Raw genomic sequence first — 15,751 nt, 5'->3', positions numbered from 1 at the left:
ACTTGGTCGGAAGCAGGGAGACCGCGACATGAGCGCACCCGACGGCAGCCCGGTCGGCGCCGAACGCAGCATCGGCCAGCTCTTCGCCTCGGCGACGACCGAGATGTCTGCGCTGGTGCACGACGAGATCGCACTGGCGAAGGCGCAGCTCAAGCAGGACGTCAAGCGCGGCGCGGTGAGCGGCGGCGCGTTCAGCGTGGCCGGCGCCGTCCTGGTGTTCTCGCTGCCGATGCTGAGCTTCGCACTGGCCTACGGCATCCGGACCTGGAGCGACTGGAACCTCGCGGTCTGTTTCCTGCTGTCCTTCGCGGCCAACGTCCTCGTCGCGCTCGTCCTCGCGCTGATCGGCGTCGTCTTCGCGAAGAAGGCGCAGAAGGGCAAGGGCCCGCAGAAGGTCGCCGCGTCGATGAAGGAGACGGCGGGCGTGCTCCAGAACGCCAAGCCCCACCCGCGGACCGACGACGACACCAAGGTCCTTGAGGAGCGGGTCCGAAACACGAAGGCCATCGAGGCTGTGGCACGCTCGTCGTCATGACGGATCCCGCCCCTTCTTCGGCGCAGCAGCCCGCCTCTCTCGTACGGCCCGACGGTCCCTGGACGCACCGGGACGTGGCCGCCAACGGCGCGCGCTTCCACATCGCCGAACTGGGCGACGGACCGCTGGTGATGTTCCTGCACGGCTTCCCCCAGTTCTGGTGGACCTGGCGGCACCAGCTGGAGGCGCTCGCCGAGGCCGGCTTCCGGGCCGTGGCCATGGATCTGCGCGGAGTCGGCGGCAGCGACCGCACTCCGCGCGGCTACGACCCCGCCAACCTCGCCCTGGACGTCACCGGGGTGATCCGCTCCCTCGGCGAGCCGGACGCCGCGCTGGTCGGACACGACCTGGGCGGCTATCTGGCGTGGACGGCGGCCGCGATGCGTCCCAAGCTCGTCCGGCGGCTCGCGGTCGCCTCGATGCCTCATCCCCGGCGCTGGCGCTCGGCGATGCTCTCGGACGTCAAGCAGACGCGTGCTGGTTCCTACATCTGGGGGTTCCAGCGGCCCTGGATCCCGGAGCGCCGGCTGACCGCGGACGACGGCGCGCTGGTGGCCGAGCTGATCCGGGACTGGTCCGGCCCGCGCCTGCCGGACGACGACGCGGTGGAGACGTACCGCAGGGCGATGTGCATCCCCTCGACGGCGCACTGTTCGGTCGAGCCGTACCGCTGGATGGTCCGCTCGATGGCCCGTCCGGACGGGATCCAGTTCAACCGGCGCATGAAGCGGCCCGTGCGGGTGCCGACGCTGCATCTGCACGGCTCGCTCGACCCGGTGCTGCGCACCCGGAGCGCCGCCGGGTCCGGGGAGTACGTCGAAGCGCCGTACCGCTGGCGGCTGTTCGACGGTCTCGGGCACTTTCCGCACGAGGAGGATCCGGTCGCGTTCTCGACCGAGTTGATCAACTGGCTGAAGGATCCCGAACCCGATCGGTGACCGTGTCACCGCGCCCGGTATCCGAACAGCGAACACCTGTCCTACGAACGGCCACTTGCCTGGCGCATAGGCCAATTGAGGGGCGTGGGGGAGGTTATCGACCTTGGGGCAGGGGCAGACGTCGGGGTATGGGCTGGACGCACGACTACAGTGACGTAGCACGCAACCGACGCTCGGGCGGTGGCCTGAGCTCCCCTCATCAGGGCGGTGCCCCGCAACTGGCGGGCGGCACGGACCTGAGGGTGGGCATCCCGCGCATCCTGCGCCGCCGGGCCCGCTGGGTCTCGGTGCGCCTGCGTCACCCTCGAGGCTGACGCGCCCGGCCCGACACCTCTCACAGCGCGCAGCTGTCGCTGTCCACCTGCTGGTTCGCGGTGCGCCCCTTGGCGATGTCCTCCTGGATCTCGTCCGCGGTGAGCGCGTAGCCGGTGTCGGCGTCGTCGAGCGACTTCGCGAAGACCACGCCGTACACCTTGCCGTCGGGGGTCAGCAGCGGGCCGCCGGAGTTGCCCTGGCGGACGGTCGCGTAGAGGGAGTAGACGTCGCGGCTGACGGTGCCGCGGTGGTAGATGTCCGGTCCGTGGGCGTCGATGCGCCCGCGCACACGCGCGGAGCGGACGTCGTACGAGCCGTTCTCCGGGAACCCTGCGACGATCGCGCTGTCGCCGCTGGCCGCGTCCTTTGACGTGAACCGGAGGGCGGGCGCCTTCAGATCGGGCACGTCCAGTACGGCGATGTCGCGCCGCCAGTCGTAGAGGACGACCGTGGCGTCGTACTTGCGGCCCTCGCCGCCCAGCTGGACGGTGGGCTCGTCGACGCCGCCGACGACATGGGCGTTGGTCATGACACGGCGGTCGCCGAAGACGAACCCGGAGCCCTCCAGCACCTTGCCGCAGCTCTGGGCGGTGCCCATGACCTTGACGATGGAGCGCTGGGCTCGGGCGGCGACCGCGCTGTTCGCGAGCTTGGGGTCGGGCGGCTGGACCTCCTTGATCGGCTCGTCGGAGAACGGGCTGAAGACCTGCGGGAAGCCGTTCTGCGCGAGGACCGAGGTGAAGTCCTTGAACCAGGTGTCGGCGTCGGAGGGCAGCGCCTCCTGCACGCCGAGGAGCACCTTGGAACCGCGGACCTCCTTGCCGACGGTCGGCATCGTGGTCTGCGCGAGGGTGGCACCGATCAGCCAGGCGACCAGGAGCATCGCGAGGACGTTCACCAGGGCGCCGCCGGTCGCGTCGACGGCGCGGGCCGGGGACCAGGTGATGTAGCGGCGCAGTTTGTTGCCGAGATGGGTGGTCAGGGCCTGGCCGATGGAGGCGCAGACGATGACGACGACCACCCCGACCACGGCGGCGACCGTGCCGACCTCGGCGTGGTCGGTCAGCGCGTCCCAGATGACGGGGAGGGTGTAGACGGCGACGAGACCGCCGCCCAGGAAACCGATCACCGACAGGATGCCGACGACGAAGCCCTGGCGATAGCCGACGATCGCGAACCACACGGCGGCGACCAGCAACAGGATGTCCAGCACGTTCACCGGTTCGAGCCTCGCCTCATCACTTCACGTACACCACGGGTCGGCCGGGGTCTGGCCCGCCGCGAAGCGGCAGTCGGACACAGCGTCCCCCGATAAGACCCAACACGGAGTTCACCCTGTCATGCGCGCCAGTCGAGCGGGACCTGCTTCTCGCGGTCCCAGGGGCGCTCCCAGCCCGCGTAGTGCAGGAGCCGGTCGATGATTCCGGCGGTGAAGCCCCAGACAAGGGCCGATTCGACCAGAAATGCCGGACCTCGGTGACCGCTGGGGTGGACGGTCGTCGCACGGTTGTCGGGGTCCGTGAGATCCGCCACGGGGACGGTGAAGACGCGTGCCGTCTCGTTCGGGTCGACGGCGCCGACCGGGCTCGGCTCGCGCCACCAGCCCAGCACCGGGGTCACCACGAACCCGCTGACCGGGATGTACAGCCTGGGCAGCACTCCGACGAGCTGGACGCCGGACGGGTCGAGGCCGGTCTCCTCCTCGGCCTCGCGCAGGGCGGCCCTCAGGGGCCCGTCGCCCTTCGGGTCTCCGTCCTCGGGGTCGAGCGCGCCGCCGGGGAACGACGGCTGCCCGGCGTGCGAGCGCAGCGAACTCGCCCGCTCCATGAGCAGCAGTTCGGGACCGCGCTCTCCCTCGCCGAACAGGACCAGCACGGCCGACTGCCGCCCCGTGCCGTTCTCCGGCGGCAGGAAGCGGCTCAGCTGCCGCGGCTCGACCGTCTCCACGGCGCGCACCACCGGCTCCAGCCAGCCCGGCAGGCCGTCCTTGTCGATCATCACGCCCTTCGTATGGCTTGCGCGTGTCATCGCCACCCCCGTTCTGCCGGTTCCAACGCCCGACGCACCTGTGATCGTTCCTGGGAACGTACCCAACGGCGTGTCGCCCGGCAGGTGTTCCGGCGTGTCATCCGGCCCCCAGGGGCGGCGCGGCCTTCCCGCCCGCGTCGAGGTAGGCCTGCGGCGGATTCAGCCGCTGTCCGGGGAAGCCGCCCTTCTCGTACTTGAGGAGCTTCCGGGCCTTCTCCGGGTCGGTCTCGCCTTCGCCGTAGGCCGGGCAGAGCGGGGCGATGGGGCAGGCACCGCAGGCCGGCTTACGGGCGTGGCAGATACGGCGGCCGTGCCAGATGACGTGGTGCGAGAGGTCGGTCCAGTCGCTCTTCGGGAAGAGTGCGGCAACGGCGGCCTCGATCTTCTCGGGCTCGCTCAGGTCGGTCCACTTCCAGCGCCTGACCAGCCGCTGGAAGTGCGTGTCCACGGTGATGCCGGGCCGGCCGAAGGCGTTGCCGAGCACGACGAAGGCGGTCTTGCGGCCGACGCCGGGCAGCTTGACGAGGTCTTCGAGCCGCCCCGGGACCTCGCCTCCGAAGTCCTCCACCAGGGCCTTGGACAGCCCTATCACCGACTTGGTCTTGGCCCGGAAGAAGCCCGTCGGCCGGAGGATCTCCTCGACCTCCTCGGGGTTCGCCGCGGCCAGGTCCTCGGGGGTCGGGTACTTGGCGAAGAGCGCGGGGGTCGTCTGATTGACCCTCAGGTCAGTGGTCTGCGCGGACAGGACCGTGGCGACGACGAGCTGGAAGGGGTTCTCGAAGTCCAACTCGGGGTGGGCATACGGGAACACCTCCGCGAGTTCGCGGTTGATCCGGCGGGCACGGCGGACCAGGGCGGTCGGCGACTCGGCCCCCGACTGCTTGACGGCGACTTTCTTGAGCGGCGCCTTTTTCGCGACGACCTTAGGAGCGGCGACCTTCTTGGCGACGCCCTTCTTAGCGACGCCCTTCTCAGTCGCATCCTTCTCCACAACGGCCTTCTCGGCAGCGCCCTTCGCCGTAGCGCTCCGCTCGGTCGTGCCCCGCCTCGTGGTGGCCGTCTGCACAGCCTCCGGAACCTTCTTCACCACAGCCTTCTTCGTCGCTTTTGCCGCTTTCTTTCCACCACTCGAGCCTTGTTCGCCCACGGCGGAATCCCGACCTGCAACCACCCGCCCAACCCCCTCGGCCTGCGCTCTCACCGGCGTTTTGGACACCCGGCCAGCCTAGAGCCCGACACTGACAATCGCCCCGGACCCAGAAGATCGGTCCCCGATTGGACCCCTGCCGCTTACCGGTGGACAGGTGTACGGCATCCTTGTGACAGATCACACTGTTTGGACCGTCCGGCAAAATGGGCACCACGGTCCCTTGGTACCAAGGGGGAACAAGATCCCCTGAGCAGGTCGACAAGGAGAGAACTCGTGGACGACGTTCTGCGGCGCAACCCGCTCTTCGCGGCACTTGACGACGAGCAGTCCGCGGAACTGCGCGCCTCCATGAGCGAGGTGACCCTCGCGCGAGGCGACTCCCTGTTCCACGAGGGCGACCCGGGCGACCGGCTCTACGTCGTCACCGAGGGCAAGGTCAAGCTCCACCGCACCTCCCCCGACGGCCGCGAGAACATGCTGGCCGTGGTCGGCCCCGGCGAACTCATCGGCGAACTGTCGCTGTTCGACCCGGGCCCGCGCACAGCGACCGCCACCGCGCTCACCGAGGTCAAGCTGCTGGGTCTCGGCCACGGCGACCTCCAGCCCTGGCTGAACGCCCGCCCCGAGGTGGCCACCGCGCTGCTGCGCGCCGTCGCCCGTCGACTGCGGCGCACCAATGACGCGATGTCCGACCTGGTGTTCTCGGACGTCCCCGGCCGTGTGGCCCGCGCGCTCCTGGACCTCTCGCGCCGCTTCGGTGTGCAGTCCGAGGAGGGCATCCACGTCGTCCACGACCTCACGCAGGAGGAGCTGGCCCAGCTGGTCGGCGCCTCCCGCGAGACGGTCAACAAGGCCCTCGCGGACTTCGCCCAGCGCGGCTGGCTCCGGCTGGAGGCCCGCGCGGTGATCCTCCTGGACGTCGAGAGGCTCGCCAAGCGCTCCCGGTGAGCGACTGACCGTACGAACGACGTAGAGGGCCCCGCCACACGGCGGGGCCCTCTACGTGTACGGCCGCGGGCCGGTTCTCCGAGCGCCGCTCCTTCGGTGGGACCCCGCGCGCCGCCTCGACGTGACCCCCGCCAAAGACACGCTTCGCCGCCACGCCCTTCCCGCAGGGACACGCGTCACCTCCGCGCCCCCATCTCGATGCCGCCGCACGTTCGGCCCCACACGGCCCCACACGGCCCGTCCAGGGCCATAAATGACCTGACCCCGCGCCCACCCCCGGGCACAGTGATCCCATGGCCGCCGAAACCGTTCGCCCCGTCGCCCTCAAGGGGCTCGACGCCCAGGGCTTCATCGAGCGCGAGGGTTCCCTCGGGAGAATCCCGCTCCCCTTCCGCCCGGTCGTCGCTGCCGCACGGGACCGGGTGCTCGACCTGTTCGGGTCACGGCTGGACAGCGCCTACCTGTACGGCTCGATCCCGCGCGGCACCGCGCGGGTGGGCCGCAGCGACCTCGACCTCCTGCTCGCCCTGCGGGACGAACCGGCCGACGCGGACCGGGAGGGCGTACAGGCGCTCGGGGAGGCACTCGACAAGGAGTTCCCGCAGATCGACGGCGTCGGAACGCTGCTGTACGGCCGCGGGCTGCTGCTGAGCGAGCTGGAACGACACGACCTGGGCTGGTTCGTGGCGTGCCTGTGCACCCCGCTGCTCGGCGAGGACCTGGCCGAGTACCTGCCCCGCTACCGTCCCGACTCGCTGCTCGCCCGGGAGACGAACGGCGACCTCGCCCTCCTGCTGCCCCGCTGGCGCGAGCGGATCGACGCGGCGGACTCCGACGAGACCCGGCGCCCCCTGGTCCGCTTCATGTCACGCCGCCTGGTCCGCACCGCGTTCACCCTGGTCATGCCCCGCTGGAACGGCTGGACGAGCGACCTGGGCGAGATGGCGGAGATCTTCGCCGGGTACTACCCGCAGCGCGCCGACGAGCTACGGTCGGCGGCCGTTCTGGGCCACGCCCCGACCGCCGACCCGGCCGACTTGCGGAGGTACGTCGACGACCTGGGCCCGTGGCTGGCGGACGAGTACACGCGTGTGCACGGCACGAAGGCGCAGGGCCCCTTCTGATGGATCTCCGCGGGAGAAGGAGCGGCGTTCGGTGCGTGCGCTCGGCGTGCGGTGTGAAGGGTCATGTGGCGGAGCCACCTGGCCCTTCACACCGTGCGTCGAGGGAGCGTGCCGGGCGTCGCGACGCCGCGGAGATCCATCAGAAGGGGCCCTAGATGAGCCCGTGCTCCTCCAGGTACTCCAGCTGCGCCCGCACCGACAGCTCGGCGGCCGGCCAGAGTGAGCGGTCTACATCCGCGTACACGCGTTCCACGACGGCCTCGGGTGCCCGGTGGCCGTTCTCCACGGCCGTCTCGACCTGCGCGAGCCGGTGGGCGCGGTGCGCGAGATAGAACTCGACGGCGCCCTGGGCGTCCTCCAGGACAGGCCCGTGGCCGGGCAGGACCGTGTGGACGCCGTCGTCGACCGTCAGCGACCTCAGCCGCCGCAGCGAGTCCAGGTAGTCGCCCAGGCGGCCGTCAGGATGGGCCACCACGGTCGTCCCGCGCCCCAGGACGGTGTCACCGGTCAGGACGGCCTGATCGGCCGGGAGATGGAAGCACAGCGAGTCGGCGGTGTGCCCGGGCGTCGAAACGACCCTCAGCTCCAGCCCTCCGACGTTGACCACGTCCCCGGCGCCCAGGCCCTCCTCCCCCAGCCGCAGCGCCGGATCCAGGGCCCGCACCGCGGTGCGGGTCAGTTCCGCGAATCGGGCGGCGCCCTCGGCGTGGTCGGGGTGGCCGTGGGTGAGCAGCGTGAGGGCGACGCGCTTGCCGGCCGCCTCGGCCGTGTCGACGACGGCACGGAGGTGCCCCTCGTCGAGCGGACCGGGGTCCACGACCACGGCGAGCTCGGAGCCGGGCTCCGACAGGATCCACGTGTTGGTGCCGTCCAGGGTCATCGCGGAGGCGTTGGGCGCGAGAACGTTGACGGCCCGTGCGGTGGCGGGGCCCGCGAGAACCCCGTCCCGTGGCCGGCCGGGCAGGGCTGCGGCGTCGGTCATGCGGAGGCTCCACCGGTCGGGATGTGTTTGGTGAACTCGTCGTGTCCCGGCCAGGAGAGCACGATCTCGTCGTCCACCAGCCGGGCCCGCGCGAGGACGGGGGTCAGGTCGCGGTCGGCGGCGGCGGCGAGCGCGTCGGCGGCACCGTGGGCGGTGAGCTGCCGCAGGGTGGCGATGGTGGGCGGCATCATCAGCAGCTCGCCCTTGTCGTAGCCCTCCGCCGCGTCCTGGGGCCGGATCCACACGGTGCGGTCGGCCTCCGTGGAGGCGTTGCGGGTGCGCTGGCCCTCCGGGAGGGCGGCGACGAAGAACCACGTGTCATAGCGACGGGGTTCGAAGTCGGGCGTGATCCAGCGTGTCCAGGCGCCGAGCAGATCCGAGCGCAGGACGAGGCCCCGGCGCTCCAGGAACTCGGCGAAGGAGAGCTCCCGGGCGACGAGAGCGGCACGGTCGGCCTCCCATTCGGGGCCCGTCGTGTCCCCGACGACCGAATCGGGCGTCGGCCCGGCGAGCAGGACGCCCGCCTCCTCGTAGGTCTCCCGAACGGCCGCGCAGACGATCGCCTGGGCCGTGGTCTCGTCCACCCCGAGCCGAGTCGCCCACCACGCGCGTGTGGGGCCCGCCCAGTGGATCTGGTGGTCGTCGTCACGGGGGTCGACACCGCCGCCGGGATAGGCGTACGCGCCTCCCGCGAAGGCCATGGAGGCACGTCTGCGCAGCATGTGCACGACGGTCCCGGTCGCCGTGTCCTTCAGCAGCATCACGGTGGCCGCGCGTTTCGGCACGGCCGGCTGGAGCGTGCCGTCCGCGAGTGCGCGGATACGGTCCGGCCACTCCGCTGGGTACCACTGCCCGTTTGCCATGGGCGGAGGCTAACTCGTGGGGCGCGGATGTTCGAGAGCCGGGCCCGTGAGGGGATCGGCGGGTGAAGTCGCACGCCACGACGTGCCGGCGGCCGCCGGCGGCGCGAAGGGGCCGGGGTGGGGGGTGCCCGCCCGCAGCGGCCGGCGTCAGTCACCGAGCACTCTTCAAGGAACCGAGCCGCCGGACCGAGGACGGACACCCCCCACCCCAGCCCCGACCCACCCACCGCACCCGCACGCGCTACACGAGCCCCCACCGAACCGAAACAGGCCGCCGCAGGCATCAGGGGCGCGGGGAACTGCGCAAAAAACGCCCGCCCCCACCAACCCGCACAGACCGCCGCAGGCACCCGCAGGCACCCGCGGGCACCCGCAGGCATCACACCTCGGTGAGCTCCACCTGCACCTCGACCTCGACCGGCGCGTCCAGCGGAAGCACCGCGACACCCACCGCACTCCGCGCGTGCACGCCCTTGACGCCGAGCACCTCGCCCAGCAGCTCACTCGCGCCGTTGATCACACCCGGCTGGCCCGTGAAGTCCGGGGCGGACGCCACGAACCCCACGACCTTCACCACGCGCGCGACCCTGTCCAGGTCCCCCACGACCGACTTCACCGCCGCCAGCGCGTTCAGCGCGCAGGTGCGGGCCAGCGCCTTCGCCTCCTCGGCCGTGACCTCCGCGCCCACCTTGCCGGTGACGGGAAGCTTGCCGTCGACCATGGGCAGCTGGCCCGAGGTGTACACGTACACCCCCGACTGCACGGCCGGCTGATACGCGGCCAACGGCGGCACGACCGCCGGCAGCGTCAGCCCCAGCTCCGCGAGTCGCTCCTCGACCGCGCTCACGCCGCCCGCTCCCGCTTCAGGTAGGCCACCAGCTGCTCGGGGTTGTTCGGCCCGGGCACGACCTGCACGAGCTCCCAGCCGTCCTCGCCCCAGGTGTCCAGGATCTGCTTCGTGGCATGGACGAGCAGCGGCACGGTCGAGTATTCCCACTTCTTGGTCATGCGGCCGACTTTAGCCGCTGCCCGACCACGGCCCGCCGCCCGCCCATGAGCCGTGACCTGGCCAGGATTCGCCGTTCGCCCACAGCCCGTACCCGCGTTATCCACAGCCTCTTGCTTAGGTTCGCCGCCGACTGGTTACGCTCGAATACGTGAGCAGGCTCCAGGTCGTCAGCGGTAAGGGCGGGACCGGTAAGACCACGGTCGCCGCAGCCCTAGCGCTGGCCCTCGCCACCGAGGGGAAGCGGACGCTTCTCGTCGAGGTAGAGGGCCGCCAGGGAATCGCGCAGCTCTTCGAAACGGAGACGCTGCCCTATGAGGAACGGAAGATCGCCGTCGCTCCGGGGGGCGGGGAGGTGTACGCCCTCGCCATCGACCCCGAACTGGCCCTTCTGGACTACCTCCAGATGTTCTACAAACTGGGCGGAGCGGGACGCGCCCTGAAGAAGCTCGGCGCGATCGACTTCGCCACCACCATCGCGCCCGGCCTCAGAGACGTCCTTCTGACGGGCAAGGCCTGCGAGGCGGTCCGCCGCAAGGACAAGTCCGGCCGCTTCAGCTACGACTACGTCGTGATGGACGCACCCCCCACCGGCCGTATCACCCGCTTCCTGAACGTCAACGACGAGGTCGCCGGGCTGGCCAAGATCGGCCCGATACACAATCAGGCACAGGCCGTGATGCGGGTGCTGAAATCCCCGGAGACGGCCGTCCACCTGGTCACCCTCCTGGAGGAGATGCCCGTCCAGGAGACCGCGGACGGCATCGCCGAACTCCGGTCCGCCCGCCTGCCCGTGGGGCGGATCGTCGTGAACATGGTGCGCCCGGAGGTGTTGGACGGCACCGACCTGGAACTCGTACGGACCACCCCGCGTGCGGCCGTGGCGAAGGCGCTGTCCTCGGCCGGACTCGGCGGCGCCCGCCGCGGGGGCAACGCCGAGAAACTGGTCGGCCCGCTGGTCAGGCAGGCCGAGGAGTACGCCGAGCGGTACGAGCTGGAGCACGAACAGCGCGCGGTCCTCGGCGAGTTGGGACTGCCGCTGCACGAACTGCCCTTGCTGACCGAGGGCATGGACCTGGCAGGTCTGTACGAACTGGCCACCGAGCTGCGAAAGCAGGGGATGTCATGAGCCCGGACGCCGACCGGCACAACCGAACCCCCCAGAGTTCGCGCCCGGACCGCCCGCACCGCCTCTCCCCCGCACCCGTGCTCGACCTAGACCCTCTGATCGACGATCCGGGGACCCGCATCGTGGTGTGCTGCGGCTCGGGCGGTGTCGGCAAGACCACGACCGCTGCCGCCCTCGGCCTGCGCGCCGCCGAGCGGGGCCGCAAGGTCGTCGTCCTCACCATCGACCCGGCCCGCCGGCTGGCCCAGTCCATGGGCATCGACTCGCTCGACAACACCCCGCGCCGTGTGAAGGGCGTCGACGGCGAGGGCGAACTGCACGCGATGATGCTCGACATGAAGCGCACCTTCGACGAGATCGTCGAGGCGCACGCGGACGCCGAGCGGGCGGCCGCGATCCTGGGCAACCCGTTCTACCAGTCGCTCTCGGCGGGCTTCGCGGGCACGCAGGAGTACATGGCGATGGAGAAACTCGGGCAGCTGCGGGCCCGGGACGAGTGGGACCTGATCATCGTGGACACGCCCCCGTCCCGCTCGGCGCTGGACTTCCTGGACGCCCCGAAGCGGCTCGGGTCCTTCCTCGACGGACGCCTCATCCGGCTGCTCACCGCCCCCGCCAAGCTCGGCGGCCGCGCAGGCATGAAGTTCCTGAACGTCGGGATGTCGATGATGACCGGCACCCTCGGCAAGCTGCTGGGCGGCCAACTCCTCAAGGACGTCCAGACGTTCGTCGCCGCGATGGACACGACCTTCGGCGGCTTCCGCACCCGCGCGGACGCGACGTACAAGCTTCTCCAAGCGCCCGGGACGGCGTTCCTCGTGGTGGCGGCCCCGGAGCGGGACGCACTGCGCGAGGCCGCGTACTTCGTGGAGCGGCTGGCCGCGGAGGACATGCCGTTCGCCGGGCTGGTGCTCAACCGGGTCCACGGCAGCGGAGCCGACCGGCTCTCGGCCGAGCGGGCACTCGCCGCCGCGGAAAATCTCGAGGCCGCAGAAAATCTCGAGGCTGCGGAGAATCTCGAGGCCGTAGAAAATCTTGAAGTGCCCCGCATTGTCGATCAGGAGGGCGGGAAAGCTGGACTTCGTAACTCTCCCGACACGTACGGCAGTTCAGAGTCTCCCGCTTCCGAAGCACCGGCTCCTGACGAAGGCTCCCCCGCCGACTCGGAGAACACCGTCTCGGAGCGCACGGAGAAGGAGCGGTCCGCCGACCTTGGTGACCGGTCCGCCAACCCCGCCGACCGGTCCGTCGACCAGCTCACGGCAGGCTTGTTGAGACTGCATGCCGACCGTATGCAACTGCTCTCCCGCGAGCAGCGCACGCGTGACCGCTTCACGGCACGCCACCCCGAGGTGGCGGTGGCCGAAGTGGCCGCCCTGCCCGGCGACGTGCACGACCTCGCGGGGCTGCGGCACATCGGAAGCCGGCTCGCGGCCGGGCAACCGGAGCTGCCCGAGTCTGCCGGGGACTGAACCGGGGGGTGCCCCCCTCAGCTCACCGCCAAGTAGTTCTCGTACACCTCGTCGTCGTCGAGGGGCAGGATGCCGACCCCTCGCTCGTACTCGACGCGCGCGGTCTCCAGGAGCCGGCGCCACGAGGTGACCGTCGGACGCCTGCGCAGCAGTGCGCGGCGCTCGCGCTCCGTCATGCCTCCCCACACGCCGAACTCGACGTGGTTGTCCAGCGCGTCGGCGAGGCACTCCGTGCGCACCGGACATCCGGTGCACACTGCCTTCGCCCGGTTCTGCGCTGCTCCTTGAACAAACAGTTCATCCGGATCGGTAGTGCGGCAGGCCGCCTGCGCACTCCAGTCGACTACCCAGCCCATACCGGCGCCGTCCTCTCCCGAATCGAGGCTCCCCCACGGCGGCAGCGGCATATTCACCGCTGCCAGTTGAGGACGTTACGGAAGGCAGGCACAGCGCAACACCCCCTTCGGGCCCAATCTTGAATGGCCCGAACGGACTATGCGTAAGCGGCAGATCACCCGGGGGAGTGAGCCCGCGACATACATGACTATCCCGGCGAACCAGGACACTTGTCTTGCGTCACAACGGGCACCTGATGACACACGAGGCGGATTCGGACACGTGCCCACCAAAAAAAATGGGGACGACCGCAACGATTCGGGATCGGCGGACGTATTGATACGTAGCCCTACTGCTGTGACAGTTGAGAGCAGCTTAGGCCAAGGCCTGTGCGCGTGTCCGGTGAATGAGAAGGTAGAGCGCTCCTGTCGTCATGCCCTCTTGGCTGCCGTCGTGGAACCGCTCCGACGCCCTGGTGCCGCTTCCGTCGCCGTGCCGTGACATGGGCTCCCTCGGAACACACATCAGTACGGATTAGGCTGCCCCCATGTCGAAGAAGCGCTCGGGTGGCGGTCTGTCGCCCACGCAGCAGGCCGCCAAGTTCCTCGGAGTCAGTGTTCTCGCGGGAGCGGTGATGGCCGGCATCGCGTTGCCCGCGGCCGGCGCGCTGGGGCTCGCGGCCAAGGGGTCGGTGGAGAGTTTCGACGAGCTCCCGACCAACCTGAAGACGCCGCCGCTGAGTCAGCGCACCACGATCCTCGACAGCAAGGGCGGCACCATCGCCACGGTGTACTCGCGCGACCGCACGGTGGTCGAGCTCAAGGACATCTCGCCGTACATGCAGAAGGCGATCGTCGCGATCGAGGACTCGCGCTTCTACCAGCACGGCGCGGTCGACCTGAAGGGCGTCCTGCGCGCGCTGAACAAGAACGCGCAGAGCGGCGGGGTCTCGCAGGGCGCCTCCACGCTGACCCAGCAGCTCGTGAAGAACGTCGCGGTGGAGGAGGCCGGCGACGACCCGACGAAGGTCGCCGAGGCCACCCAGCAGACCATCGGCCGCAAGATCCGCGAGCTGAAGTACGCGATCCAGCTCGAAGAGGAACTCGGCAAGAAGAAGATCCTCGAGAACTACCTCAACATCACCTTCTTCGGTCAGCAGGCGTACGGCGTCGAGGCAGCATCCCAGCGCTACTTCTCGAAGCACGCGAAGGACCTCGACCTGGAGCAGTCGGCGCTGCTCGCCGGCATCGTGCAGTCCCCGAGCCGCTACGACCCTGTCAACGACGAGGCCGAGGCGACCAAGCGGCGCAACACCGTGCTCCAGCGCATGGCCGAGGTCGGCGATGTCTCCAAGGCGGAGGCCGACAAGGCCAAGGAGCAGCCGCTGGGCCTCAAGGTCAGCAAGCCCAAGAACGGCTGCATCACCGCGGTCAAGGGCGCGGGATTCTTCTGCGACTACGTCCGTGAGGTCTTCCTGACCGACCCGGTCTTCGGCAAGACCAAGGAGGCCCGGGCCAAGGTCTGGAACCAGGGCGGCCTGACGATCCGCACCACCATGGACCCGCAGGCCCAGAAGTCGGCACAGAAGTCCATCAAGGAGCACGTCTACCAGAAGGACGACGTGGCCACCGCGGCCACCATCGTCCAGCCCGGCACCGGCAAGATCCTGGCGATGGGCCAGTCGCGGCCGTACGGCATCAACACCAAGAAGAACGAGACGACGCTCAACCTCTCGGTCAACCAGTCCATGGGCGGCGGCGCGGGCTACCAGCCCGGTTCGACGTTCAAGCCGATCGTGGCCGCGGCAGCCATCGAGGGCGGTACGCCGGCGACGCAGATGTACCCCTCGCCGTACGAGATGGACTATCCGGCACCGGTCCAGGAGTGCAGCGGCAACGTCTGGAACGAGAAGGGTGTCCCGGTCTCCAACGAGAACGAGTCCGAGGTCGGCCCGTACGACATGAAGACCGCGACCGCGAAGTCGGTCAACACCTACTACGTGCAGCTGATCAGCGACATCGGCATCTGCCCGGTGACGGAGATGGCCGCGAAGATGGGTGTCGAGCGCGCGGACGGCGGCAAGATCCAGCAGGCCCCCTCGATCGCCCTGGGCACCCAGGAGATGTCCCCGCTGACCATGGCGAACGCGTACGCGACCTTCGCCTCGCGCGGCATGTACTGCACCCCGGTCGCCATCGAGTCGATCACCCAGCGGGTCGGCGAGAAGTCGAAGTCCCTGCAGGTTCCGAAGTCGACCTGCTCGCGGGCGATGTCGGAGACCACCGCCGACACCATCAACACGCTCCTCAAGGGCGTGGTCGAGGACGGCACGGGCTCGCAGGCGGGGCTCGGCCCCAGCCGTGACAGCGCGGGCAAGACGGGTACGACCGACGAGCGCTTCGCGGCCTGGTTCGTGGGCTACACCCCGAACATGGCCGGTGCCGTCTGGGTCGGCGACCCCGCTCACAAGCGCAAGATGCAGCAGATCACCATCGGCGGCGTCTGGCACTCCAAGGTGTTCGGTGGTGAGGTCCCCGGACCGATCTGGCGCGACATGATGAGCGGCGCCCTGGAGGGCCGGGACGCCCCGAACTTCACCCTCGTCAACATCCCGGACCCGCCGAAGAAGGACAAGGGCAAGGGTGACGGCAACAACGACGGTGACACCGCCGGAAACAACAACGGCGGTAACGACAACGGCGGCAACGACAATGGCGGCAACGACGGTGGCAACACCACCTTCCCGACGCCCACCTTCTCGATCCCGGAGGGCTTCATCCAGGGCACGACCAACGGGAACGGAAACAGCAACAACGGAGGCGGGCGCGGCTGACACCGGCTGACACGTCGGCCGCCCGGACGCCGTAGACACGTCGGAGCCCCGCCCCGCAGAGATGCGGGGCGGGGCTCTGGTGCGAGGCGGTG

At 70.0% G+C, this 15,751-nt stretch carries 16 protein-coding genes; 8 read left to right on the top strand and 8 right to left on the bottom strand.

Annotation, left to right across the window (positions count from 1 at the left end):
- Positions 1-28: 28 nt before the first annotated feature.
- The 3 genes from OHT57_RS27015 to OHT57_RS27005 all read left to right on the top strand — a co-directional run bounded on the left by OHT57_RS27015 (position 29) and on the right by OHT57_RS27005 (position 1,787).
- Positions 29-535 carry a phage holin family protein gene (locus OHT57_RS27015; RefSeq protein WP_328749097.1) on the top strand — a complete coding sequence of 169 codons (507 nt, stop codon included), beginning with the start codon at positions 29-31 and terminating at the stop codon, positions 533-535.
- The gene (locus OHT57_RS27010; RefSeq protein ID WP_328749096.1) at positions 532-1,473 is read left to right on the top strand and encodes an alpha/beta fold hydrolase; all 942 of its coding nucleotides are present in this window, start codon (positions 532-534) and stop codon (positions 1,471-1,473) included. Before OHT57_RS27015 ends, OHT57_RS27010 begins: the two co-directional genes overlap by 4 nt.
- A 128-nt stretch (positions 1,474-1,601) precedes the next feature.
- Positions 1,602-1,787, top strand: coding sequence for a hypothetical protein (locus OHT57_RS27005; RefSeq protein ID WP_328749095.1), 186 nt, complete (start codon positions 1,602-1,604; stop codon positions 1,785-1,787).
- 20 nt (positions 1,788-1,807) lie between these two features.
- On the opposite strand, the gene OHT57_RS27000 is transcribed toward OHT57_RS27005, so the two are convergent.
- The 3 genes from OHT57_RS27000 to nth all read right to left on the bottom strand — a co-directional run bounded on the left by OHT57_RS27000 (position 1,808) and on the right by nth (position 4,903).
- Positions 1,808-3,007, bottom strand: a complete 1,200-nt coding sequence (locus OHT57_RS27000; RefSeq protein ID WP_328749094.1) for a MarP family serine protease — start codon at positions 3,005-3,007, stop codon at positions 1,808-1,810.
- Between the two features lie 119 nt (positions 3,008-3,126).
- On the bottom strand, positions 3,127-3,816 hold the full coding sequence (locus OHT57_RS26995; RefSeq protein WP_328749093.1) for an NUDIX hydrolase: 690 nt from the start codon (positions 3,814-3,816) through the stop codon (positions 3,127-3,129).
- A gap of 97 nt (positions 3,817-3,913) precedes the next feature.
- Positions 3,914-4,903: an endonuclease III gene (gene nth / locus OHT57_RS26990; RefSeq protein WP_443053492.1), complete on the bottom strand. Its 990-nt coding sequence runs from the start codon at positions 4,901-4,903 to the stop codon at positions 3,914-3,916.
- Positions 4,904-5,239: 336 nt separating this feature from the next.
- Between nth and OHT57_RS26985 the strand changes: the two genes are divergently transcribed.
- Positions 5,240-5,914, top strand: coding sequence for a Crp/Fnr family transcriptional regulator (locus tag OHT57_RS26985; protein ID WP_015658871.1), 675 nt, complete (start codon positions 5,240-5,242; stop codon positions 5,912-5,914).
- A gap of 293 nt (positions 5,915-6,207) precedes the next feature.
- The gene (locus OHT57_RS26980) at positions 6,208-7,038 is read left to right on the top strand and encodes a nucleotidyltransferase (protein ID WP_328749091.1); all 831 of its coding nucleotides are present in this window, start codon (positions 6,208-6,210) and stop codon (positions 7,036-7,038) included.
- A gap of 151 nt (positions 7,039-7,189) precedes the next feature.
- Here the strand turns inward: OHT57_RS26980 and OHT57_RS26975 are convergent, their stop codons facing one another.
- The 4 genes from OHT57_RS26975 to OHT57_RS26960 all read right to left on the bottom strand — a co-directional run bounded on the left by OHT57_RS26975 (position 7,190) and on the right by OHT57_RS26960 (position 9,891).
- Positions 7,190-8,020 (bottom strand): MBL fold metallo-hydrolase, encoded by an 831-nt coding sequence (locus OHT57_RS26975; protein WP_328749090.1) that lies wholly within the window; start codon positions 8,018-8,020, stop codon positions 7,190-7,192.
- Complete coding sequence (locus tag OHT57_RS26970; RefSeq protein ID WP_328749089.1) at positions 8,017-8,883, bottom strand: NUDIX hydrolase; 867 nt, start codon at positions 8,881-8,883, stop codon at positions 8,017-8,019. The genes OHT57_RS26975 and OHT57_RS26970 overlap by 4 nt, the downstream gene beginning before the upstream one ends.
- Positions 8,884-9,262: 379 nt before the next feature.
- Positions 9,263-9,730, bottom strand: a complete 468-nt coding sequence (locus OHT57_RS26965; RefSeq protein WP_328749088.1) for a RidA family protein — start codon at positions 9,728-9,730, stop codon at positions 9,263-9,265.
- Positions 9,727-9,891, bottom strand: coding sequence for a DUF4177 domain-containing protein (locus OHT57_RS26960; RefSeq protein ID WP_328749087.1), 165 nt, complete (start codon positions 9,889-9,891; stop codon positions 9,727-9,729). The genes OHT57_RS26965 and OHT57_RS26960 overlap by 4 nt, the downstream gene beginning before the upstream one ends.
- A gap of 149 nt (positions 9,892-10,040) precedes the next feature.
- On the opposite strand from OHT57_RS26960, the gene OHT57_RS26955 reads away from it, so the two are divergent.
- Complete coding sequence (locus OHT57_RS26955) at positions 10,041-11,018, top strand: ArsA family ATPase (protein ID WP_328749086.1); 978 nt, start codon at positions 10,041-10,043, stop codon at positions 11,016-11,018.
- The gene (locus OHT57_RS26950) at positions 11,015-12,490 is read left to right on the top strand and encodes an ArsA family ATPase (protein WP_328749085.1); all 1,476 of its coding nucleotides are present in this window, start codon (positions 11,015-11,017) and stop codon (positions 12,488-12,490) included. The genes OHT57_RS26955 and OHT57_RS26950 overlap by 4 nt, the downstream gene beginning before the upstream one ends.
- Positions 12,491-12,507: 17 nt before the next feature.
- Here OHT57_RS26950 and wblA read toward each other — a convergent pair whose 3' ends face one another.
- Positions 12,508-12,846 (bottom strand): transcriptional regulator WblA, encoded by a 339-nt coding sequence (wblA, locus tag OHT57_RS26945; RefSeq protein ID WP_328749084.1) that lies wholly within the window; start codon positions 12,844-12,846, stop codon positions 12,508-12,510.
- 527 nt (positions 12,847-13,373) lie between these two features.
- On the opposite strand from wblA, the gene OHT57_RS26940 reads away from it, so the two are divergent.
- Positions 13,374-15,659: a transglycosylase domain-containing protein gene (locus OHT57_RS26940; protein ID WP_328749083.1), complete on the top strand. Its 2,286-nt coding sequence runs from the start codon at positions 13,374-13,376 to the stop codon at positions 15,657-15,659.
- Positions 15,660-15,751: the final 92 nt, after the last annotated feature.

This window comes from Streptomyces sp. NBC_00285 (assembly GCF_036174265.1).
In the GTDB taxonomy this organism is placed as follows: Bacteria; Actinomycetota; Actinomycetes; order Streptomycetales; family Streptomycetaceae; genus Streptomyces.
This window is presented reverse-complemented; position numbering and strand designations above follow the sequence as displayed.

Bases quoted from the DNA above. Each gene is read 5' to 3' on its own strand.
- OHT57_RS27015 (WP_328749097.1), top strand. From the start codon at position 29: ATGAGCGCACCCGACGGCAGCCCGGTCGGCGCCGAACGCAGCATCGGC.
- OHT57_RS27010 (WP_328749096.1), top strand. From the start codon at position 532: ATGACGGATCCCGCCCCTTCTTCGGCGCAGCAGCCCGCCTCTCTCGTA.
- OHT57_RS27005 (WP_328749095.1), top strand. From the start codon at position 1,602: ATGGGCTGGACGCACGACTACAGTGACGTAGCACGCAACCGACGCTCG.
- OHT57_RS26995 (WP_328749093.1), bottom strand. From the start codon at position 3,816: ATGACACGCGCAAGCCATACGAAGGGCGTGATGATCGACAAGGACGGC.
- OHT57_RS26980 (WP_328749091.1), top strand. From the start codon at position 6,208: ATGGCCGCCGAAACCGTTCGCCCCGTCGCCCTCAAGGGGCTCGACGCC.
- OHT57_RS26975 (WP_328749090.1), bottom strand. From the start codon at position 8,020: ATGACCGACGCCGCAGCCCTGCCCGGCCGGCCACGGGACGGGGTTCTC.
- OHT57_RS26970 (WP_328749089.1), bottom strand. From the start codon at position 8,883: ATGGCAAACGGGCAGTGGTACCCAGCGGAGTGGCCGGACCGTATCCGC.
- OHT57_RS26960 (WP_328749087.1), bottom strand. From the start codon at position 9,891: ATGACCAAGAAGTGGGAATACTCGACCGTGCCGCTGCTCGTCCATGCC.
- OHT57_RS26950 (WP_328749085.1), top strand. From the start codon at position 11,015: ATGAGCCCGGACGCCGACCGGCACAACCGAACCCCCCAGAGTTCGCGC.
- wblA (WP_328749084.1), bottom strand. From the start codon at position 12,846: ATGGGCTGGGTAGTCGACTGGAGTGCGCAGGCGGCCTGCCGCACTACC.
- OHT57_RS26940 (WP_328749083.1), top strand. From the start codon at position 13,374: ATGTCGAAGAAGCGCTCGGGTGGCGGTCTGTCGCCCACGCAGCAGGCC.